We start from the raw sequence: 21,058 nt of genomic DNA, 5'->3' as shown, positions 1-21,058 counted from the left end.
TTCTCTTACTCAGTAACGACCTCGTTGCCATTAACGATGGTCTTGATAATTTTAAAGTCGTGCGTGAACGCAGTCAGGTTGGCTACTTTGCCTGGCGCGATGCTGCCGAGTTGTTTGTCGACGCCAATGGCGCGAGCAGGGTAGAGCGTTGCCATACGTAAGACTTCGTCGAGAGCGATATTCGCATGTTCGACCAGATTGCGTACGCCTTCAATCATGGTTAATGATGAGCCGCTCAGTGTACCGTTCTCATCAACGCACAATCCATTACGGTAGTATATTGTTTTACCAGCGAAAATGAACTGTTCAATGTTTGCACCTGCTGGTGCGGTTGCGTCGGTGACCAGGCACAGCTTGTCGCCTTTCAGGCGTTTGGCATTACGAATGTTCACGTAATCAACGTGGAGGCCATCGGCGATGATACCGCAATAGATATCGGCTTCATCAAGAATAGCGCCCGCCAGACCAGGTTCGCGACCGGTAATGTACGGCATCGCGTTGAACAGATGCGTCGCAAAGGTGATGCCTGCGCGGAACCCGATTTTTGCTTCTTTTACCGTTGCATTTGAGTGACCCGCAGAAACCACAATACCCGCATTCACCAGCTTGGTAATGACCTCTACCGGGACCATTTCTGGCGCCAGCGTCACTTTGGTGATCACATCGGCATTATTGCACAGGAAATCAACCAGCGCAGCGTCCGGTTGACGGACAAATCCCGGATTATGGGTGCCTTTTTTCACCAGATTCAGCCACGGACCTTCCAGATGAAGCCCTAGTGCCTGATTCGGGTGTTTCGCCAGGTATTCACGCATGACGCGAACGCCTTGTTTCATCAGGTCATCGCTGGTGGTGATAAGCGTTGGCAGGTAGCTGGTGCAGCCAGATTTTTCATTGGCTTTCTGCATGATTTCCAGCGTTTCAACGGTCACGGCTTCTGCCGTATCGTTAAATTGTACGCCGCCGCAGCCGTTTAGCTGTACATCGATAAAACCGGGGGAAACAATGGCCCCATTCAGTGAGCGCTGTTCAATTCCTGACGGTAACTCAGTCAGTGGGCAAACGCTGTCAATCAGGCCATTGGCGACAACAATCGCATGGTCATCAAGAATTTCGTGACCGGTAAAAATCCGGCCCTGGGTTAAAGCATACATTCCGACCCCCGATTTCAAAAAATGCCGCCCTGCAACTTATCGACAGGGCGGAGACATCAATTACAGACCTTTAATATTTTCCGCTTCTAACTCGTTAAAGTATTTCAGCGTCTTCACTTTCAGTTCCATGGTGGAAGGCTCATCGCAGACCACAACGGCTTTCGGATGCAGCTGCAGACAGCTGATGGTCCACATATGGTTAACGTTGCCTTCAACGGCGGCTTGCAGCGCCTGCGCTTTCTGGTGGCCCAGTACCAGGATCATCACTTCTTCAGCATCCAGCAGGGTGCCCACGCCAACGGTCAGCGCATATTTAGGCACCTGGCTGACGTCGCCGTCAAAGAAGCGTGAGTTCGCAACACGCGTGTCGTGAGTCAGCGTTTTGATGCGGGTACGGGAAGCCAAAGAAGAGGCTGGTTCGTTGAACGCGATGTGACCATCGTTGCCTACGCCGCCCATAAACAGGTGGATTTTACCGTAAGAACGGATTTTTTCTTCATACTGACGGCATTCTGCATCAATATCCGGTGCGTTACCATTGAGGAGGTTGATGTTTTCTGCTGGAATATCAACGTGATCAAAGAAGTTGCGATGCATGAAGCTATGGTAGCTTTCCGGATGCTCTTTCGGCAGGCCAACATATTCGTCCATATTGAACGTTACAACATGCTTGAAGCTTACCTGGCCCGCTTTGTGCATTTCAACCAATGCTTTGTAGGCTGTCAGCGGAGTACCGCCAGTCGGCAGGCCCAAAACGAACGGACGATCAGCCGTTGGTTTGAACGCGTTAATACGGTTAACGATATGGCGAGCAGCCCATTTGCCGACTTGTTCAGCGGTATTCAGGGGGATCAGTCTCATTCTTCACCTCAAAAGTAAATGTAAGCAATTGGCGGATTGAGTCTCTGTGCAGTATTAAGCGTAACCTGGTTTTGCATCGGTAAGGATCAATCCGTTTCGATTTTTTGAATGATAAAATAAGTTTTCGTAGTTAGCCAGTGGAAGGGAGGGTTAATAACGATATTTGGTGACTGGAATCACAAAAAACACGCATTTAATTTGCGATACGAATTAAATTTTCACACACTCTGAATGTAGATGAATGGTTAATATTGTTGTTCCAGAATCTTGCTGTCAGGAATGGTCGCACAATAAAAATATGGCTTCAAAGAAGCCTAATCGGGGTCTCGTAGGGGGAATAAAATGAATATTTTAGGTTTTTTCCAGCGGCTGGGTAGGGCGTTACAGCTCCCCATCGCTGTGCTGCCAGTCGCGGCACTGCTGCTGCGATTCGGCCAACCAGATTTACTTAACGTACCCTTCATCGCGCAAGCGGGTGGGGCCATCTTTGATAACCTGGCGTTAATTTTCGCTATCGGTGTGGCTTCCAGTTGGTCAAAAGACAGCGCGGGTGCTGCAGCGCTGGCGGGTGCGGTCGGTTATTTCATATTGACCAAAGCAATGGTTACCATTAACCCGGCCATCAACATGGGCGTGCTGGCAGGTATCATCACTGGTCTGGTCGGCGGTGCAGTGTATAACCGTTGGTCTGGTATCAAATTACCTGACTTCCTGAGCTTCTTTGGCGGCAAACGCTTCGTGCCGATCGCCACTGGCTTCTTCTGTCTGGTGCTGGCTGCTATCTTCGGCTACGTGTGGCCGCCGGTGCAGAACGCCATCCATGCGGGCGGTGAGTGGATCGTGGGCGCTGGCGAGCTGGGTTCCGGTATCTTTGGTTTCATCAACCGTCTGCTGATCCCAACCGGTCTGCATCAGGTGCTGAACACCATCGCCTGGTTCCAGATTGGTGAATTCACTAACGCTGCAGGTACCGTATTCCACGGTGACATCAACCGCTTCTACGCGGGTGACGGCACTGCGGGTATGTTCATGTCTGGCTTCTTCCCGATCATGATGTTTGGTCTGCCGGGTGCGGCGCTGGCAATGTACTTCGCCGCTCCGAAAGCACGTCGTCCGATGGTTGGCGGTATGCTGCTGTCCGTTGCGATCACCGCGTTCCTGACCGGTGTTACCGAGCCGCTGGAATTCCTGTTCATGTTCCTGGCGCCATTGCTGTACCTCCTGCACGCACTGTTAACGGGTATCAGCCTGTTCGTTGCAACACTGCTGGGGATCCACGCGGGCTTCTCCTTCTCCGCAGGTGCTATCGACTACGTGTTGATGTACAACCTGCCGGCGGCGAGTCAGAACGTCTGGATGCTGGTCGTGATGGGCCTGGTGTTCTTCGTCATTTACTTTGTGTTGTTCAGCGCGGTTATTCGTATGTTTAACCTGAAAACGCCGGGCCGTGAAGATAAAGAAGACGATATCGTTACTGAAGAAGCGAACAGCAACACTGAAGAAGGTCTGGCTCAACTGGCAACCAACTACATTGCAGCAGTTGGCGGTACCGATAACCTGAAAGCGATTGATGCCTGTATCACTCGTCTGCGTCTGACCGTTGCCGACTCCGGTCGCGTAAATGATGCGATGTGTAAACGTTTAGGCGCATCTGGAGTGGTTAAGCTGAACAAGCAAACTATCCAGGTCATCGTGGGTGCGAAGGCCGAATCTATCGGCGACGAAATGAAGAAAGTTGTTGCGCGTGGCCCGGTGGCTGCAGCGTCTGGTGAAAGTGCGCCAGCAGCAGCGGCTCCGGTTGCTAAACCGCAAGCTGTAGCGAACGCTGTAACCGTTGAAACTTTAGTTTCTCCGATTACCGGTGACGTGGTTGCGCTGGAGCAGGTACCTGATGAAGCCTTCGCCAGCAAAGCTGTAGGCGACGGCGTGGCGGTGAAGCCAACGGATAAAATCGTGGTTGCTCCGGCTGCCGGCACCATCGTGAAAATCTTCAACACTAACCATGCGTTCTGTCTGGAAACCGTTAAAGGCGCGGAAATCGTGGTCCACATGGGCATCGATACAGTAGCGCTGGAAGGTAAAGGCTTTAAGCGTCTGGTTGAAGAAGGTGCGGAAGTGACTGCAGGTCAACCGATTCTGGAAATGGATCTGGAGTTCCTGAACGCTAACGCACGTTCCATGATTAGCCCGGTTGTGTGCAGCAACAGCGATGATTTCGGTGCTCTGGTCATTAAAGCCGAAGGTCATGTGGTTGCTGGTCAAACACCACTGTATGAGATTAAAGGTAAATAACTGCTCCTGAGTAAAGTGAGTTAAGTGCCTTAAGCGGCGGGGGATATTCCTCCGCCGCTTTTTTTTGCAGCAAATATCCACATATATCCTGTTGAAACACCTTTTTTGTGCAACAAATAGTTGTCTCCTGACGTCGCTTATAAGATCATGTTCCGTTATACGTTGTTTACGCTTTGAGGAATCCACGATGAGTGAGGCTGAAGCCCGCCCGAGTAACTTTATTCGTCAGATCATCGATGAAGATCTGGCCAGTGGTAAGCACACCACTATCCATACACGTTTTCCGCCGGAGCCAAATGGCTATCTGCACATTGGCCACGCGAAATCCATTTGTCTGAACTTTGGCATTGCGCAAGATTACCAGGGCCAGTGCAACCTGCGTTTTGATGATACGAACCCGGTTAAAGAAGATATCGAGTACGTTGAGTCGATTAAAAACGACGTTGAATGGTTAGGTTTCCACTGGACTGGCGATATTCGCTACTCTTCGGATTACTTCGATCAGCTTCACGCCTATGCGGTAGAGCTTATTAATAAAGGCCTGGCGTACGTTGATGAACTGTCAGCGGAGGAGATCCGCGAATACCGCGGCACTCTGACGCAGCCAGGTAAAAACAGCCCGTTCCGCGATCGTAGCGTCGAAGAGAACCTGGCACTGTTCGAAAAAATGCGTACCGGTGGTTTTGAAGAAGGTAAAGCCTGCCTGCGCGCGAAAATCGATATGGCTTCGCCGTTTATCGTGATGCGCGATCCGGTGCTGTACCGTATTAAGTTCGCCGAACACCACCAGACCGGCAACAAGTGGTGCATCTACCCGATGTACGATTTTACCCACTGCATCAGCGATGCGCTGGAAGGCATTACGCATTCACTGTGTACGCTGGAGTTCCAGGATAACCGTCGTTTGTACGACTGGGTGCTGGACAACATCACCATTCCGGTTCACCCGCGCCAGTACGAATTCTCGCGCCTGAATCTGGAATACACCGTGATGTCCAAACGCAAGCTGAACCTGCTGGTGACCGACAAGCACGTTGAAGGCTGGGACGATCCGCGTATGCCGACGATTTCTGGCCTGCGTCGTCGTGGTTATACCGCTGCCGCTATTCGTGAGTTCTGCAAACGCATTGGCGTGACCAAGCAGGATAACACCATTGAGATCGCTTCTCTGGAGTCCTGCATTCGCGAAGATCTGAACGAAAACGCCCCGCGCGCGATGGCAGTTATCGATCCGGTGAAACTGGTTATCGAAAACTATCCGCAGGGCGAAAGCGAGCTGGTTACCATGCCTAACCATCCGAACAAACCGGAAATGGGCAGCCGTGAAGTGCCGTTTAGCGGTGAAATTTGGATCGATCGCGCAGACTTCCGCGAAGAAGCGAACAAGCAGTACAAGCGTCTGGTGATGGGCAAAGAAGTACGTCTGCGTAATGCTTACGTGATCAAGGCTGAACGTGTAGAGAAAGATGCAGAAGGGAATATCACCACCATTTTCTGCACCTACGATGCCGACACCCTGAGCAAAGATCCGGCTGATGGTCGTAAAGTAAAAGGTGTTATTCACTGGGTGAGCGCGTCCCATGCGCTGCCGATTGAAATCCGTTTGTACGATCGTCTGTTTAGCGTGCCAAACCCAGGTGCGGCGGAAGACTTCCTGTCCGTGATCAACCCGGAATCGCTGGTCATTAAGCAGGGTTACGGTGAGCCGTCACTGCAGGCTGCGATTGCAGGTAAAGCGTTCCAGTTTGAGCGTGAAGGGTATTTCTGCCTCGACAGCCGCTATGCAACGGCTGACAAGCTGGTATTTAACCGCACTGTAGGTCTGCGCGATACGTGGGCTAAAGTCGGCGAGTAATTCCTGCCACACTGCCTCAAACGCCGCCACCGCGACGTTTGAGGCGGATTTTTCTGTTTTACTTATGCTGCATTAACGCCTGAACCCGCTGCTGGCTGCGTTCCAGCACCACCGATGTCTCCTGCTTATCCACCGTCGCCTGATTGACCATTTCACTGAGGATCATGGAGCCGGTAATATCCCCCATCCGCGTAAAGTTCTTCTCGCCGACCGATCCAAAGACCTGCATATTTGGGTACTGGGCAATCAGCTGTTCAGGGAGAGTTCCAAAGACTTTGACGGCAGGGTTGTTCTTCCAACTGACGTTTTGCGCGGCGGCCTTCGTCACCGGCAGCATCGCCCCCGGCGACATCAATACCCAGTCAGCCGCGTTCTGCGCCTGTCCCATAAAGCTGACAAATTTTTCGGCGGCTTTCGTTTCTGCCTCAGTCTGACCGGCTGTGAGCGTTAATGATGTGATAACGCCAAATACGGCAGGTGATTTTTCGCTCGGCACGACAAAGCCTAAATCCGCCAGTGAACCATCCTGATAAATCGCTGGCAGGATGTAGGTCGAATAGACCGCCATCGGCGCGGTACCGTTCATAAAGGCGTCTTTGATCTCTGTTACGTTGTTTGAGCCAGGCATGGTATAGCGGGCCAGTTCGCGATAATAGTTCAGCGAGGCCTGCATTTCCGCTGAGTTAACCGTGATGTCGCCGTTTGCGTTGAACACATTGGCACCGTTTGAAAGTGCGAACTGAGAGAAGGTTTGTTCGCTCATGACGCTTTCAGCCGTCGGCAGCGCGATGCCATATTTTTTACTGGCGCTGTCGGTCAGCCTGCGTGCCGCTTCCAGCAGCTGCGTCCAGTTTTTGGGTTCGTCGATTCCCGCTTTAGCCAGTACCGATTTCCGATACCAGACTCCCTGCAGCCAGGCGCTGATCGGCACGCCGGTATAGGCCGTTCCGTCTTCGGTGCGAACAATGCGCAGCACACCGTCGTAGAAGGCGCTTTCACCTTGCCTGTCGATCAGCGTTTTCACCGCTTTGTGGTCGATAAGCTGCTCTTTATCCATGACTTTGGCATAGTCATGGCTGACCTCGACGACCTCCGGCAGTGATCCTGAGCGGGCAAGGGTAATGATTTTGGTATTATAGGCATCCTCTTCGACGGGAACCTGCTTCACAATAATATCCGGATTCTCTTGCTGAAAGCGGTTGATGATCCCGGCAATGACGGTCTGGCGCTCCTGCTCAACGGCGGAGTGCATAAATTCGATGGTCACCTGCTGCGGTTTATCCTCACAGCCTGAAAGCAAAACGGCTGTTACAAGCGCCAGCATTGTTTTTGGTATGTTCATTTTTAATCCTTTGTTGTCGTCCATTTCCGTTGATTAGCAACTGGCGCTGATATGGATAGCGTCCGTCGACAGCGCACCCGCGCAAATCAGTAAACCGATCCCGCCATCCATAAAGGCTTCGCGTTCAGCGTCCTCCACGCGCAGCGTTTTACCGTCAACGGTCGCGGAGATAATCTGCCCGTTGACGCTGATATCGAACGACACAGGGCGCTCGTACACGTCGGACAACGCCGCTTCTGCCAGAACTTTGGTGCTGGTGTCGCGCACGCGGACGATCTGTAATTTCCCGTCGCGCAGGATGCGCGCGGCGTAATAGCGCCTCATCCCCTGCACCCGAAAAGCCAGACCGCCGTACTCCCCTGAATGCAGCGTAATGTCACTCTGAACGCGGTAGTTATCCCACTGCCGGGTTCCGTGAATAATCAATCCCTCGTCGTACTCTTTGGAGATGCGAAAGCTGGTGGGATAGTGGCGCGAAAAGAGATCCACGCCGTTTACCCAGGCCCGCCACCAGAAATTATTTTCCCCTGTGGGTTTTCGCAGGGTCAGCTCAGGCGCGCCGTCCCAGCGCATACTGTCGATGAGCAGGCGACCGCGGGCAACGCGGGCATCGGTGCTGATTGTTACGCCAATCTCGCCGATCGGTTGGCCCTGGCAGTCCGGGAGATCCAACGCCAGCGTTAGCGATTCACCCGGGGCTATGCTCTGCGCGGCGCCGTACTGGGGCGTCAGTTGATTGTTGTCATCATAAACCCGGTAGCAGAGCCGCACGTTTAACGCGGATGTGTTATCCGGTGGCGCAATCAGGGTGGCCTGAAGACGCTGACCTGGGTAGATAAGTGGGGTAGCCATTAAATCGTAGCTGCGCATTTCCACGATTTCAGGCGGGGTAAAGGTTTGCGTGGTCACGCTGGCGTGAAGTCCGGGCGCAAGATGGCGATAGTGCAGACTCAACATCTGCCGCCCCAGGTGCGCCTCATTTTTAACCTCAACCGCGGCCGCATTTTCTTCATTAAGCCAGCGGAAACCCTGCACGCTGCCCGGTAGTGAGAAATGGTACTGCGCGCCGGATTTTTTGGCTTCAGGGCGCGGCAGACCGGCAATCTGGTGTCCCAGCCCGACCAGGTAATCGGTGATCCGCACGGCGTTGTTTATGGAGAACCCTCCGTCGGCTGAGGAGATCAGCATTCTGTCCGCCAGCGGCCCGCGCCAGTCCGGGCCTGCGTCAATACCCTGGAGTCCCAGCATAATGCCGGACAGACAGCCGACATTCCCCGCATTGCAGTCAGTGTCCCATCCTGACGTATTGACAATGCACTGGGCCTGCTGGAAGTCGTCCGGCGCGTAAAGGATCGCCATAATCATCAGCGCATGATTAGGGATGATGTGACAATTGCTGGGATATTTGTGATAGCCATAGTTGTCGTCGATTCGCTGGCGGGTCGTCTGCCAGTCGTTATCTTCCCGTCGCCAGCGACGGATATCGCCAACCAGCTGGGCTATTTGCGACTCTGCCGGGATCACGGATAGTCCAACGTCAATAAGCTGTTCGATCTCCTGGCAAATAAAGGCCTGTGATTCCATCGCCGCCCAGAGCATAGCGGCATACACCGCTTCACCGTCATGGCTCACGCTGGCGGCATTTTTGGCAAGTTCTGCCGCCAGACGGGGTTGTCCCGGTGCGACAAGCGCCCAGCTATCAATAAAGATTTGTGCGCCAATCTGTTCGGCAATCGTTTTCCCGTTGGTCGCAATGGCTCCGCTTAGCGGAGCCGGAATGCCTTTTTTGAGATTCAGCCAGGCGGTGTGTTCCGTCGAATTACCGTTGCCGCCCCACCAGAGGATGGTGCGTTTATCAATGATGTAATTAAGCCAGCAGTGACCCATCTGTTCTGCGCTCAGATCCGGCGGCAGGGCATAATCTTCCAGTGCGCGGATAAAGGTAAAGGTTCCGGCGACATCATCGTCGGTGACAACCAGCGGACGGTTAAATTTTTCGTGGACGTAATACTGGATCGGCCCCAGCTCCTGCATAATTTTTTCGTAGGTCCATCCTTCGAAAGGGCGGCCAAGGTAGACGCCGATTAATTTCCCTAACACCCCTGCATAAACGCGCGACTCATAATCTGAAGGCAAATCCATCTGTTTGATCCTTGTGTGGTGTTTTATCAGCCGTTCAGGCGGATTCTCTTTTTACCAGGCCCCAGGGCATTTCTGTGGTGCTGCCCTGGAGCGGTGCGGTGATATCAGTTTGCGCCAGGAGGAGGGCGGCCGCTTTTTGCCCAAGCTGCTCCGGGTACTGGGCGATAGTGGTCAGGGAAGGGGTTACCAGCCCGGCGGCGGGAATATCATCGAACCCCATCACCGCAAGCTGCTCCGGGATCGTGATGCCTTTCTCCCTTGCGGCACGCATCACGCCGATAGCCATTAAATCGTTGGCGGCGAAAATCGCATCCGGGAGCGTACCGTCATTAATCAGCTGCATCGCGATCTGATAGCCGCTCTGTTCGTTAAAACCTGGCAGAATTTTGATGCGCGGAAGGCGGCCGGCCTGGGTCATCGCCTGGCGATATCCTTCCACTCTGGCAGGCTCAGGACCGCCAGCGCTGGCGATCATCGTGATATTTCGGTGCCCCTGTGCCAGCAGATATTCGACGGCGCTGCGCGCGGCAGCGGCGTTGTCGATATAAACATTATGCAGCGGTAGCGGGCCGTTTTTTTTCATTCTGGCTTCAATACGTGCAATCGGGATCCCTGCCTGAAGATACGGGGCAAAATCTTTCATCCCGACGTTAAAAAATGTCCCCACCACGGCGTCGACCCGCCCCTGCGCTGACCAGCGCAAAAAATGCAGCTCTCTTTCCCGTAATCCATCGGTGCTGGCCACGATCGCATCGTAGTGATACCTATCCGTCACCGACTGAACGCCACGGACGAGCGAGGCATAAAAAGGGTTGGCGATATCCGGCACGATGCAGGCGATCGACATGGTTTTATTGGTTTTCAGCGCTTGTGCAAAACGGTTCGGTATATATCCCAGCTGATTAGCCGCTTGCTCAACCCGGCTCACTGTCTCGTGTGGGTAGGTGTGATTTCCTTTGGTGAGTACCACGGATACCACCGCCTGTGAAACGCCAGCCAGGGCAGCAACGTCTTTCTGCGTGATGCGTTTTGTCATTTATTTATCAACTTATACGTATAACCTGCATCTTTGAATAATGGGACACCCGGTAGCTGTCAATAAAAACCTTATAAAGTGAGTGTATTTGTGTGGAAAATCCGAGGACGGTCACATCAACGACGGAGAGTGAATTCAGGAGTTCAAACGTTCTGTTTGCAGAGCGAATTAATGACGCTTGAGAATTAATTTGTTTTGCGAATGCAAAGACAATTATTAGGGGTGGAATTATATATATAATAATAAAATTGAAGATATCTATATGTATATAAAGTATTTTTTCTTGTTTTTGTGAATTTTTTTACTCCCAAAGCAAAATGTAACAGAAAACAAGAAAATATGTGCGGTTGCTCATACTATTACATACTCGTTACAGAAAGAGATTGATAATTCGCGTCGCGAAAAATAGTCTATTCATTGTAGTCACTGAGGTTTTCTCAGCGCTACTTTTTTAATTTTTGTTTTTTCGCTGTCCGCTTTTGTCGGCAGCATTTTATACCCAATGGATTTCGAGTTGCATCAAGGCGGAGACGCAGCGCGTGCGCTGTCCCCGAAGGGGCGAGGCCAAAGGCCGAGTAAAGCCAACACCGATGCAGCTTGAAAAACGAAGGGTTATACGTCAAAGAGGATTAACATATGCGTACGTTTAGTGGCAAACGTAGTACGCTGGCGCTGGCTATCGCCGGTATCACAGCAATGTCGGGTTTCGTTGTCGCTCCCCAGGTACACGCCGAAGGGTTTATTGATGACTCAACCTTAACCGGCGGCATCTATTACTGGCAGCGTGAGCGTGACCGTAAAGATGTGACCGATCACGACAAATACAAAACCAACCTTTCTCACTCCACCTGGAACGCTAACCTCGACTTCCAGTCCGGTTATGCGGCTGATATGTTTGGTATTGATATCGCAGCATTTACCGCTATTGAAATGAACGAAAGTAGCGAAAGCGGTCATCCAAACGAAATTGCATTCTCGTCAAAAAATAAAGGCTATGATGAAGATTACTCCGGCGATAAGAGCGGAATTAGCCTTTATAAAGCAGCAGCCAAATTTAAATTCGGCCCAACCTGGGCGCGCGCCGGTTACATTCAACCAACCGGACAGACTCTGTTGGCTCCGCACTGGAGCTTTATGCCAGGTACCTATCAGGGTGCTGAAGCCGGAGCCAACTTCGACTATGGTGATGCTGGTGCACTGAGCTTCTCCTATATGTGGGCCAACGAATATAAAGCACCATGGCACACTGAAGTCGATAAATTCTATCAGGCTGATAAAAAGACCAGCGTAGATTATCTGCACTCAATCGGCGCGAAATATGACTTCAAAAATAACCTGTTGCTGGAAGCCGCATTTGGTCAGTCTGAAGGCTACGTCGATCAGTACTTCGCAAAAGCCAGCTATAAATTCGATTTAGGCGGTAACCCGTTTACCACCAGCTACCAGTTCTACGGCGCGCGCGACAAAGTTGATGATCGCACCGTGAACGACATTTATGACGGTACGGCCTGGCTGCAGGCGCTGACCTTTGGCTACAAAGTGGCGGAAGTGGTTGACCTGCGTCTGGAAGGGACCTGGGTTAAAGCGGACGGGCAGCAGGGGTACTTCCTGCAGCGTATGACCCCGACCTACGCCTCATCAAACGGTCGCCTGGATATCTGGTGGGATAACCGTTCCGACTTCAACGCCAACGGCGAAAAGGCTGTCTTCTTCGGCGCAATGTATGACCTGAAGAACTGGAATTTGCCGGGCTGGGCAGTGGGCGCGTCCTACGTTTACGCATGGGATGCCAAGCCATCAACCTGGCAGATCAATCCGGATGCGTACTACGACAAAAACCGGACTATCGAAGAATCTTCTTACAGCCTGGATGCGGTCTATACCCTGCAAGAGGGGCGTGCGAAGGGCACCATGTTTAAACTGCACTTCACCCAGTACGACAACCATTCAGACATTCCGAGCTGGGGCGGTGGTTACGGCAACATCTTCCAGGATGAGCGCGACGTGAAATTCATCGTTATTGCTCCGTTCACCATCTTCTAATGCCAACAGCGGCAGGCCGGGCGCCTGCCGCATCGTTGAGGAAAGTGCTATGAAAAAACTGATACTCATCGCTGTTATGGCATCCGGGCTGGTGGCTTGCGCGCAATCCCCGGCACCAAAAGAAGACAGCCGTCTGAAAGAAGCCTACAGCGCGTGCATTACTACCGCGCAAGGATCGCCGGAGAAAATCGAAGCCTGCCAAAGCGTGTTGAATGTGCTGAAGAAAGAAAAGCAGCATCAGCAGTTTGCCAATGAAGAAAGCGTACGCGTACTGGATTATCAGCAATGCATCCAGGCCACGCGCACGGGTAATGGTCAGTCCGTTAATGCTGATTGCGACAAGGTCTGGCAGGAAATTCGTAGCAAGAATACTGCGCAGTAAATCGAAAAATGAAACAGACAACGGGCGGAGAGTTTTCCGCCCGTTTGCATTTCAGGGTTTATATTCCACCGGTTGATAACTCCGACTCAGCCGGACAAACAGCATTGCCGTGGCGGCGAGCCCGCAAAGTGCCGCACACATCAGCCACCACCCCGGTGAGCTTTTATCCCCGGTTAGCTGGACCAGCGCTGTGGAGATGACTGGCGTAAGGCCGCCAAAAATCGCCGTGGCAAGACTGAATGCCAGTGAAAAGCCCACCGTACGCACATAGACAGGCATCACCTCGGTGAGTGCGGCGACCATTGCCCCGTTGTACATACCAAAAAAGAACGAGAACCAAAGCAGAACCAGCGTCATGCGCGTGAAATCTGGCGCGGCGGTGAGCCAGTGCATAACCGGCCAGGTGGTGATCAGTGCAAGGATGGTAATCCCCATCAACACCGGACGACGACCAATTCGGTCAGAAATCGCCCCGCCAATCGGCAGCCAGATAAAATTAGAAATACCGACCAGCATGGTGACGATCAGGCTGTCGCGAGCGCTCAGGTGAAGTACAGCCCTACCATAGGTCGGTGTGTAGACGGTAATAAAGTAGAACGTCGTTGTGGTCATCGCCACCAGCAGCGTACCCGCAGCGATGAGACGCCAGTTTTTGATGATGGTAGTAAAAATTTCCCTGGTGTCGGGACGGTGTGTGCGTTGTAAAAAGGCGTCTGTTTCCTGAAGCGAGCGGCGGAGCACGAAGATCAAAGGAATAATCATGCAACCAATAAAGAATGGAATACGCCAGCCCCATTCAGAGATCTCATCGTGTCCCAGGGTGGCGTTCAGGCCGTAACCAATCAGAGCCGCCACCACAATGGCGACCTGTTGACTGGCGGACTGCCAGCTGGTGTAGAAGCCTTTATTGCCAGGGGTGGCGATTTCAGAAAGATAAACCGAGACGCCGCCCAGCTCCACCCCTGCAGAAAAGCCCTGTAATAATCGGCCGAGTAATACCAGGACAGGGGCCAGCAGACCAATACTGTGATAACCGGGTACCAGGGCAATCAGCAGGGTACCGCAGCCCATAATCGCCAGCGTCACCATCAGTCCTTTACGGCGACCAATTCTGTCGATGTAAGCACCCAGCACTATTGCGCCAACAGGCCGCATTAAGAAACCTGAACCAAACACGGCGAAAGTTAACATTAGCCCGGCAAATTCACTCTCTGCAGGAAAGAAGGTCTTTGCGATATAGGTGGCGTAAAAACCGAACAGAAAAAAGTCAAACTGTTCGAGGAAATTACCGCTGGTTATCCGCAGTATTGCGCCGAAAGTTCCGGCGCGCGATGGTTGTTGTGTCATTGGGTTTGCTCCACTGTCTTATCATAATATTTATAGAGGTAAGAGTTTGCGGGTTAGTCGCCTGCGACCCCCGCCTGTTTGCCGCGCCGTTTCTCAATCGCCCACTTGAGTAAGGCTGCGCAGCGGTAAAATCCGTGGGCAAATTTTCCATAAGGAATGGTCAGAAAGAGCGCCATGACCACGCCGAGGTGAATGGCGAGCAAAATAGCCATCCAGGAGGTGTCTCTTCCCGCCAGCAGCGCTAAACCTGTCAGACTGGTCAGGAGCAGCAGCAAAATAAAACCGCGATCCATCGGTTTTTGCCGTGCGTCGCCATGCAGCGGTGAGCGCTTAAAATTGAGCCATAGCAAGCCAGCCGGGCCGACAGTCAGGCCAATGCCGCCCAACGTGCCCAGCATTACCGGAACGCTGAAGAACGGATAGGGCGCTTCTATACCTGCAAAGTAGTGATAGCCCGTTGCCACCACGGTGGCGGCAAAGCAGAGCATAAAACCGTAGAAGGTGAAGTGATGGAAACGGCGGCGCATCAGGGTGAAGGCATCATCTGCTTCGTTACAACCTTTGCCATGCCCACCATCGAGATACTTCAGCGTCAGCGCATTGTGCGAGGCTTCAGCAATTTCAGCGGAACGCGGTACACCCGGAGAGATTTCGCGCCAGAAGCGGAGAACACCCGCCATCAGCAGACCTATCGCCAGAATAAATACCGAACCAAACATCCATGCGAGCAGGTTATGCGGGAAAATCTGATAAAAATCCCCGGCCAGCGGAGGATGGAATAACGAGCCCTTTAAACTCATGGCGAGGAGTAAAAACAGGATCAGACCGAAAACCAGCGCCAGCGTCACAGTGATGCCTGCGCGACGATAAAGCGCGCCAAAGGCGGCGGGTTGCGCGTAGTGCTGATAGGTTTCGAGCCGCACTTCCGCCATCGCCTTCGGTACGTTAATGGCAAATTCATGAGGTGGGGCATACTGACACGCGTGCAGGCAGGCGCCGCAGTTATGGCACAAGTTAGCCAGATAATTGATATCCGCTTTACCGAATTCCAGGCGCTGAGTCATTGCCGGGAACACGGCGCAAAAACCTTCACAATAGCGGCAGGCGTTACAGACCTGCATCACACGTTCAACTTCTGCTTCCGGCTCGGTGATAATTTGTGCTTCGATGATCAGTTTCTCAAGCTGCTTCATGACGTGCCTCCTTACGTGCTGCCAGCGCGGCTTCTTTTCCGGCAATGCGGCCAAAGGTTGTCCCGATCGACATGCCCACGCCAGCGGTGTAACCCTTGCCCAACACGTTGCCCGCCATCATCTCTCCGGCGACGAACAGGTTGCGGCTTGGCTGCCCGGCAAAGTGTACGGCAGCGCGTTCGTTCACTTTTAACCCAAGATAGGTGAAGGTGATTCCTGGCCGCAGGGCATAGCCGTAGTAAGGTGGCTGGTCCAGCGGTCGCGCCCAGTGTGTTTTCGCGGGGGATAACTTCTTCGTCGCGCAGTTGTCCAGGACGGTATGGTCGAACTGACCTGGCTGGCAGGCGTTGTTGTACGCCGTCACGGTGTGGGTAAAGCGTTCGGCATCCAGCCCCAACTGATGCGCCAACTCCGCCAGCGTATTCGCCTGTGCGCCGGGGAATACCGGTGGCATAAAGTGGCCGATGGCTTTACTGTCGATAATGGAATAGCCAATCTGTCCTGGCTGTTGGGCGACCAGGCGTCCCCAAATGGCGTAGCGTTTGGGCCAGAAATCTTCGCCTTCATCATAAAAACGTTCTGCGTCACGGTTGACTACTATGCCGAGTGAAACGCAGTCCACGCGGGTGCAAATCCCGCCGTCATATAATGGCGCTCTGGCATCAATGGCTACGCAGTGTGACTGGGAGGGTTCGCCGATGATGTCCGCCCCGGCATCCATCATAAATTTAAGCAGTACGCCCTGATTAAAGCGCGTGCCGCGAATCAGGAAGTTATCCGCAGGCCACTCGCCGCGGGCGTTCTCTCCCCAGGCTTCGCGCAGCCATTCGCGGTTTGACTCAAATCCGCCAGCGGCAAGCACGCAGGACTTAGCGGTTATGCGCTCTTCGCCTGCCAGCGCTGCCACAAACTCACCATTATGCAGTTCAAGCGCCTGCACTGGTGTGTTATAGCGGATTTGCACGCCTAACTTTTCTGCGCTGCGATAATAGGCATTCACGAGGGCTTTCCCGCCCCCCATAAAAAAGGCGTTGGTTCGCGCTACGTGTAAAGCACCGGAGAGAGGAGGTTGAAAATTAACGCCGTGTTGTCGCATCCAGTCGCGGCATTGTGAAGAGGTGCGGATCACCAGACGCGCCAGGGCTTCGTTAGTATTTCCCTCGGTGACGCGCCGCAGATCCTGCCAGAACTCCTCTTCAGGATAGCTTTCCACCAGCACATCCTGCGGCGCGTCATGCATACAGCGCAGATTACGCGTGTGTTGAGAATTTCCCCCGCGCCATTCCCGTGGAGCCGCTTCGAGCAGGAGTACCGAAGCTCCTTGCTCCCGGGCGGTTAGGGCAGCACATAACGCGGCATTGCCACCGCCAATCACCAGAACATCAACCATCGTATACCCCATTACCATTTAACTAATTGTTAAATTTGTAATTGAAATGTATACGCACAGCTTGTGCGGGCGCTATGACGAAGTGCTAAAGAGGGCTTTAGTTATTGTAAAGGATGGCGCCTGGCCAGCTTCCTGCTTCCACCAGTTGATGCATCACTTTCGTTAGCACCACGCGGGCGGCGAGGCCCGCGGGGGTGAGCTCATCATCAGAAAGGCTGACCAGAAAGTTGGGGCGACTCAGTATTGGATTATGGACGCCGATCACTCTTAGCGTCTCTTTATCGAGATGGGAAATCGCCGCGCCGGGCTGGAGAGTGGCGCCGATTCCACTGCGAACGGCGCGCATTAGCAGCGCCAGACCATCAATTTCTGTGGCGATCTCAATGCGCAGCGCGTGTTCCTGACAAATTGCTTCCAGCCTGCCGCGCAGACCGTGGCCTGGGCTGGGCATTATCAATGGGATACTTGCCAACTGGGCTGGCGCAATATTGTCATCGGCAATATCGGCCAGTAAGGCATGAGTCCCAATCAAAAACAGGCGCTCTTCGAGAATCGGTCTGGCGCTCCAGCGCAGGAGCTTTTCTTTTTGAAATACCACGGCCAGATCAATCTGGCGGGTATTAATCATCCGTTCCAGGTTGCCAGAGAGGCTTTCCACCACATGCAGGCGGACATCACTATAGCTTTCCCGCATGGCGTTAATAAAAGGCATGCCGAGAACGGAAGCGGTACTGGGGGCCATACCGACGCTGACGTGCCCGGAAAGCCGGGACTCTCGCGCGGCGAGGATTGCATCGTCTGCGTGGCGGAGCGCCAGCTGCGCCTGGGAGTAAAAAGCAAGTCCGGCGCTGGTGGGCGTAACGCCACGCGAGGTGCGCTGCAGCAGGCGAATAGCGAGTTCGTTTTCCAGGCGGGACATTTGCTGGCTGAGTGCCGAAACCCCAATATTGAGATCGAGCGCCGCGCTACCCATGCTGCCGGTTTCTACAATGCGAACAAAATAGCGTAGCTGGCGAAGTTCCATTTCGACTCTCCGGGAAGGGACTATAGATTTTACATTAAAGCAACACAGGAGTGGAGGGAAGGGGAAAAGGGGTGATAATGCCCATAAAAAAAGCCAACCGAATGGCTTAATGCTGATCGTTTAAGGAGCTGTTGACCAATCCGGTGGCTGGTGTAAAAAGGGGTCTATGCTCCTCATGGAATCCTTTTTAAATGGAACGTTCACAGGCTCTCGGCATCATTAATCTTACTGCACTCGATGACGTTCAGAGTCTTACTGACCTTTTTTCCCCGGACCTTATTCAGCAAGCCTTTTCTCTCACCAATGCGGTCACGCTGCGTAAACACAAATTCCCGCTCGAATCCATGGTCTGGCAGGTTATCGGCATGGTGATATTCAACAACAAGCCCCTCTCTTATATCATCAATCTATGGATATCGTGGATCGTACTGGCAGAACGTTTACGCCCCCAGTTTTGTTATCGTCCGCCCTAAAACCCTGGGAGAAAATGCCATCCGGGAACTCTTCCATCTCACACAACAGCACTGGCTCAAGGAAGCCCGGCATCTACTCTGGAATTTAATCAAGAAACGAATTTTTTCCTTCATTCCAGCGTTCGCTAGTATTGTCTTTATGTCATTAATCAAAATAGACAAAAAACACCATTCATTGTCTAATGAAATTAATGTAATACCAGGTCAATCACTTAAATCCCTCGTAACTTGATATAAGCTTTACAAACCTTAAAATAGTTCTTGTGAAGCCGACAGGTTAACTCAATAACAAAAAACAATAATCCGAATATTGAAAGGAATGCCCATAACTCAGTGAAATCTTTTTGTATAATTGAATATGTAAAAAATGACATAACAAAAGCAAGGATAATATCAACTTTAATAACGCTTGCATCTGTTAATAAATAGGCCTTTTGTATGTTTATTTTGTTTTCATTAGCAAAATGAATGAGTTTCTGTGCTTTATACTCACTTAAACCCGCAAGCTTAATACTTTCAGTTAAAAATTTATCATTCTGATCATATGTTTTAAAAATCATTTCCTTGTTCCCTCAATTCGGCCCAATGAGTATTTTCTCCACCAAGAAGTTGATAAATAGTTAATCCACTAGCCGCATCACCGGTTAACTCACTAGCGCTCCCAACAGCTCCCAAAGTTCTCCAACTGCGAATATAATCTTCCTGTATATAGCGGAATAATTTCCACGAATCTGTTCTCAACGTTAGCGTTGAGGCGGAACCGAAAGAAAGAACAAGATCTCCCGTTGAAAAAGCAATATCACCATCCTTTTCATCCCCACCCAATAGATTTGCTACCTGTCGGTAGGCATACCGCAAAGGCATTTTCCGGGGGGCTTCATGATATAATAAATAATAACCATTTTCCCAAACATTCTCGCTTCCCTGTATCATTAAAGGAACTCCATAACTTTTACATGCAGCACCAAGGGTTGCTTTACATAAGCTATAGCCACCGATAACTTGCATTGCCCCACTAATGAATCCAACTCGTTTTAATGTTATGGTAAATGTTGAATGCCTTTCTCTTTCACGCTCAACTATTGCATATAATTTGACAGTCCCCATTTGTAACTGAGTATGGGAATTACTTAGAATTTGATAATGTTTTTGTAAACATTCCATTGTTTTGGCAAAATCCAATCTACCTTGTTGATAACCATTAACGAGTCTATTTTCTTCTGCCATAAATTCGGAGCGTAAGTGACTATCATGTAAATAGTAAAAGCTAATTTCAAAAACGAGGTTATCTATTTTTTCTTTTTCTTGCTGTAAATTCATTAATCCATAACTACTCATAATAATTTCCTGTTATTTTCCGATCAACTTAACTTGAATTTTAATACTCCAAATTAGATTTATGACAAAAGGGGTAAAAAAAAGTGAAATGAGAGCTACAGCAATACAGAAGAGAACGTTTACTATAAAGAACTCTATGCCCTCAGAAAATGATGCGAAAATCACTGCTAATAGTAAAGCTATACCCCAGGCGTAATATTTCCAAGCATAGAGAAAAAATGCCCGACCTAAGCTGATATTTTTCACTTTTGCCAGCTTAATTAGGATAGTGGCATCCTTTTTTTTCATGCCCGCTTTTACCAGAATGTCTACCAATTCATTATTCATTCAATATTTCTATTATTTATTAATGATAAATATAAAAAACATATTGGTAAATATGTCACATCATTAAATTATACCTTGTGAAATAATAATAAAATGATAAAGATCAAATCGATTATAAAATAAGAATGAAATGACAGGCATAAAAAAACGCGAAGCGTAATGCCGAGCGTTTCAGGAGCGGTTGACCAATCCCCCGAAAATGCGGCAGCCTCGCGAAAGCGGAAAATCTGTACGGTGAAAAAGGCTATTCCCAGGTCCGTATGGTATGCCTGATGGGGCTGAGCAGTCATCTGCTGAGCGAGAGCGTAATTGGCAGGTATGGCAATGAAATGCGTCTGGTGGAAACGCTGGTGGAACAGGTGCCGGATAACAGCGTAACGCTGTTCGACAGAGGCTTCTGGTTACTGGGTCTGTTACACGACGGACATAGTGGCGGGGAAACCGGCACTGGCTGTTGCCGTTAAAGAAAGGCACGCAGTATGAGGTAATACGCAGGCTGGGTAAACAGGATGAGCTGATAATGCTGAAGATCAACCCACGGGCGTGAAAGCAGTGGGAAGGACTGCCGGATACGCTCACAGTGCGGCTAATCAGACACAGGCTAAACGGAGTGGAGCGTCAGGTCGCGACGTCAATGACAGAAGCCATGCGTTATCCGGCTGCAGACATAGCAGAGCTGTATTAACACCGGTGGGAAAGAATGCTGGGGTATCGTGAGAAAAAGCGGTTCCTGTGCAGAAACCGCTGGACACTGAGAAGCATGTTACCAGAGATGGTCAGACAACATCTGTGGGGAATGAATAATGCCGATCACCTTAAGTGACCAGCATTAAACCGAATGGTTGGCTTTTCAGAAAGC

At 51.3% G+C, this 21,058-nt stretch carries 16 protein-coding genes and 2 pseudogenes; 6 read left to right on the top strand and 12 right to left on the bottom strand.

The window, feature by feature from the left end:
• Positions 1 to 5: 5 nt before the first annotated feature.
• Complete coding sequence (nagA, locus tag HV334_RS17045) at positions 6 to 1,154, bottom strand: N-acetylglucosamine-6-phosphate deacetylase (RefSeq protein ID WP_046274596.1); 1,149 nt, start codon at positions 1,152 to 1,154, stop codon at positions 6 to 8.
• Positions 1,155 to 1,214: 60 nt separating this feature from the next.
• Positions 1,215 to 2,015, bottom strand: a complete 801-nt coding sequence (gene nagB / locus HV334_RS17040; protein ID WP_003022803.1) for a glucosamine-6-phosphate deaminase — start codon at positions 2,013 to 2,015, stop codon at positions 1,215 to 1,217.
• Between the two features lie 342 nt (positions 2,016 to 2,357).
• Between nagB and nagE the strand changes: the two genes are divergently transcribed.
• Both nagE and glnS read left to right on the top strand, forming a co-directional pair.
• The gene (gene nagE / locus HV334_RS17035; RefSeq protein WP_181220679.1) at positions 2,358 to 4,307 is read left to right on the top strand and encodes a PTS N-acetyl glucosamine transporter subunit IIABC; all 1,950 of its coding nucleotides are present in this window, start codon (positions 2,358 to 2,360) and stop codon (positions 4,305 to 4,307) included.
• 187 nt (positions 4,308 to 4,494) lie between these two features.
• Complete coding sequence (gene glnS, locus HV334_RS17030) at positions 4,495 to 6,162, top strand: glutamine--tRNA ligase (protein ID WP_016152250.1); 1,668 nt, start codon at positions 4,495 to 4,497, stop codon at positions 6,160 to 6,162.
• A gap of 58 nt (positions 6,163 to 6,220) precedes the next feature.
• Here the strand turns inward: glnS and HV334_RS17025 are convergent, their stop codons facing one another.
• The 3 genes from HV334_RS17025 to HV334_RS17015 are packed head-to-tail and all read right to left on the bottom strand — an operon-like array spanning position 6,221 to position 10,682.
• The gene (locus HV334_RS17025) at positions 6,221 to 7,504 is read right to left on the bottom strand and encodes an ABC transporter substrate-binding protein (RefSeq protein WP_181220678.1); all 1,284 of its coding nucleotides are present in this window, start codon (positions 7,502 to 7,504) and stop codon (positions 6,221 to 6,223) included.
• 33 nt (positions 7,505 to 7,537) lie between these two features.
• A complete protein-coding gene (locus HV334_RS17020) occupies positions 7,538 to 9,646 on the bottom strand; it encodes an ADP-ribosylglycohydrolase family protein (protein WP_181220677.1) in 2,109 nt (702 codons plus the stop codon).
• A gap of 34 nt (positions 9,647 to 9,680) precedes the next feature.
• Positions 9,681 to 10,682, bottom strand: a complete 1,002-nt coding sequence (locus HV334_RS17015) for a LacI family DNA-binding transcriptional regulator (RefSeq protein ID WP_181220676.1) — start codon at positions 10,680 to 10,682, stop codon at positions 9,681 to 9,683.
• Between the two features lie 636 nt (positions 10,683 to 11,318).
• On the opposite strand from HV334_RS17015, the gene chiP reads away from it, so the two are divergent.
• Together chiP and chiQ are read left to right on the top strand one after the other, a co-directional pair.
• Positions 11,319 to 12,725 carry a chitoporin gene (gene chiP / locus HV334_RS17010; protein WP_016152254.1) on the top strand — a complete coding sequence of 469 codons (1,407 nt, stop codon included), beginning with the start codon at positions 11,319 to 11,321 and terminating at the stop codon, positions 12,723 to 12,725.
• A gap of 49 nt (positions 12,726 to 12,774) precedes the next feature.
• Positions 12,775 to 13,107: a ChiQ/YbfN family lipoprotein gene (gene chiQ, locus HV334_RS17005; RefSeq protein WP_016155980.1), complete on the top strand. Its 333-nt coding sequence runs from the start codon at positions 12,775 to 12,777 to the stop codon at positions 13,105 to 13,107.
• A 51-nt stretch (positions 13,108 to 13,158) separates the two neighbouring features.
• Here chiQ and HV334_RS17000 read toward each other — a convergent pair whose 3' ends face one another.
• The 4 genes from HV334_RS17000 to tcuR all read right to left on the bottom strand — a co-directional run bounded on the left by HV334_RS17000 (position 13,159) and on the right by tcuR (position 18,061).
• The gene (locus tag HV334_RS17000; protein ID WP_181220675.1) at positions 13,159 to 14,454 is read right to left on the bottom strand and encodes an MFS transporter; all 1,296 of its coding nucleotides are present in this window, start codon (positions 14,452 to 14,454) and stop codon (positions 13,159 to 13,161) included.
• Between the two features lie 53 nt (positions 14,455 to 14,507).
• Positions 14,508 to 15,647: a tricarballylate utilization 4Fe-4S protein TcuB gene (gene tcuB, locus HV334_RS16995; protein WP_101699818.1), complete on the bottom strand. Its 1,140-nt coding sequence runs from the start codon at positions 15,645 to 15,647 to the stop codon at positions 14,508 to 14,510.
• The gene (tcuA, locus tag HV334_RS16990) at positions 15,634 to 17,037 is read right to left on the bottom strand and encodes an FAD-dependent tricarballylate dehydrogenase TcuA (protein WP_142417702.1); all 1,404 of its coding nucleotides are present in this window, start codon (positions 17,035 to 17,037) and stop codon (positions 15,634 to 15,636) included. Before tcuA ends, tcuB begins: the two co-directional genes overlap by 14 nt.
• A 97-nt stretch (positions 17,038 to 17,134) precedes the next feature.
• On the bottom strand, positions 17,135 to 18,061 hold the full coding sequence (gene tcuR / locus HV334_RS16985) for a tricarballylate utilization LysR family transcriptional regulator TcuR (protein ID WP_047501718.1): 927 nt from the start codon (positions 18,059 to 18,061) through the stop codon (positions 17,135 to 17,137).
• Positions 18,062 to 18,252: 191 nt separating this feature from the next.
• On the opposite strand from tcuR, the pseudogene HV334_RS16980 reads away from it, so the two are divergent.
• A pseudogene (locus tag HV334_RS16980) lies at positions 18,253 to 18,619 on the top strand (transposase domain-containing protein); the annotation flags it as partial.
• A gap of 127 nt (positions 18,620 to 18,746) precedes the next feature.
• Here HV334_RS16980 and HV334_RS16975 read toward each other — a convergent pair.
• Genes HV334_RS16975 through HV334_RS16965 form a run of 3 tightly spaced genes read right to left on the bottom strand, consistent with a single transcriptional unit; the run spans position 18,747 to position 20,199 of the window.
• Entirely contained in the window at positions 18,747 to 19,094 is a 348-nt protein-coding gene (locus HV334_RS16975; RefSeq protein ID WP_181220674.1) for a hypothetical protein, read from the bottom strand.
• Positions 19,084 to 19,872, bottom strand: a complete 789-nt coding sequence (locus HV334_RS16970; RefSeq protein ID WP_181220673.1) for a DUF4225 domain-containing protein — start codon at positions 19,870 to 19,872, stop codon at positions 19,084 to 19,086. Before HV334_RS16970 ends, HV334_RS16975 begins: the two co-directional genes overlap by 11 nt.
• Positions 19,873 to 19,884: 12 nt before the next feature.
• Positions 19,885 to 20,199, bottom strand: coding sequence for a hypothetical protein (locus tag HV334_RS16965; protein WP_181220672.1), 315 nt, complete (start codon positions 20,197 to 20,199; stop codon positions 19,885 to 19,887).
• 215 nt (positions 20,200 to 20,414) lie between these two features.
• On the opposite strand from HV334_RS16965, the pseudogene HV334_RS16960 reads away from it, so the two are divergent.
• Positions 20,415 to 20,998, top strand: a pseudogene (locus HV334_RS16960) (IS4 family transposase); the annotation flags it as partial.
• Between the last annotated feature and the right edge of the window lie 60 nt (positions 20,999 to 21,058).

This window comes from Citrobacter sp. RHBSTW-00944 (genome assembly GCF_013615435.1).
Lineage (GTDB): Bacteria > Pseudomonadota > Gammaproteobacteria > Enterobacterales > Enterobacteriaceae > Citrobacter > Citrobacter braakii.
Note: the sequence above shows the minus strand (reverse complement) of the source record. Positions and strands in the feature narration are given on the sequence as shown.

Excerpts from the sequence above, each read along its gene's own strand:
- tcuB (WP_101699818.1), bottom strand. The coding sequence starts at position 15,647 with ATGAAGCAGCTTGAGAAACTGATCATCGAAGCACAAATTATCACCGAG.
- nagE (WP_181220679.1), top strand. The coding sequence starts at position 2,358 with ATGAATATTTTAGGTTTTTTCCAGCGGCTGGGTAGGGCGTTACAGCTC.
- nagB (WP_003022803.1), bottom strand. The coding sequence starts at position 2,015 with ATGAGACTGATCCCCCTGAATACCGCTGAACAAGTCGGCAAATGGGCT.
- HV334_RS17000 (WP_181220675.1), bottom strand. The coding sequence starts at position 14,454 with ATGACACAACAACCATCGCGCGCCGGAACTTTCGGCGCAATACTGCGG.
- HV334_RS17015 (WP_181220676.1), bottom strand. The coding sequence starts at position 10,682 with ATGACAAAACGCATCACGCAGAAAGACGTTGCTGCCCTGGCTGGCGTT.
- tcuA (WP_142417702.1), bottom strand. The coding sequence starts at position 17,037 with ATGGTTGATGTTCTGGTGATTGGCGGTGGCAATGCCGCGTTATGTGCT.
- chiP (WP_016152254.1), top strand. The coding sequence starts at position 11,319 with ATGCGTACGTTTAGTGGCAAACGTAGTACGCTGGCGCTGGCTATCGCC.
- HV334_RS16970 (WP_181220673.1), bottom strand. The coding sequence starts at position 19,872 with ATGAGTAGTTATGGATTAATGAATTTACAGCAAGAAAAAGAAAAAATA.
- tcuR (WP_047501718.1), bottom strand. The coding sequence starts at position 18,061 with ATGGAACTTCGCCAGCTACGCTATTTTGTTCGCATTGTAGAAACCGGC.
- glnS (WP_016152250.1), top strand. The coding sequence starts at position 4,495 with ATGAGTGAGGCTGAAGCCCGCCCGAGTAACTTTATTCGTCAGATCATC.
- nagA (WP_046274596.1), bottom strand. The coding sequence starts at position 1,154 with ATGTATGCTTTAACCCAGGGCCGGATTTTTACCGGTCACGAAATTCTT.
- HV334_RS17025 (WP_181220678.1), bottom strand. The coding sequence starts at position 7,504 with ATGAACATACCAAAAACAATGCTGGCGCTTGTAACAGCCGTTTTGCTT.
- HV334_RS16975 (WP_181220674.1), bottom strand. The coding sequence starts at position 19,094 with ATGATTTTTAAAACATATGATCAGAATGATAAATTTTTAACTGAAAGT.
- HV334_RS17020 (WP_181220677.1), bottom strand. The coding sequence starts at position 9,646 with ATGGATTTGCCTTCAGATTATGAGTCGCGCGTTTATGCAGGGGTGTTA.
- HV334_RS16965 (WP_181220672.1), bottom strand. The coding sequence starts at position 20,199 with ATGAATAATGAATTGGTAGACATTCTGGTAAAAGCGGGCATGAAAAAA.
- chiQ (WP_016155980.1), top strand. The coding sequence starts at position 12,775 with ATGAAAAAACTGATACTCATCGCTGTTATGGCATCCGGGCTGGTGGCT.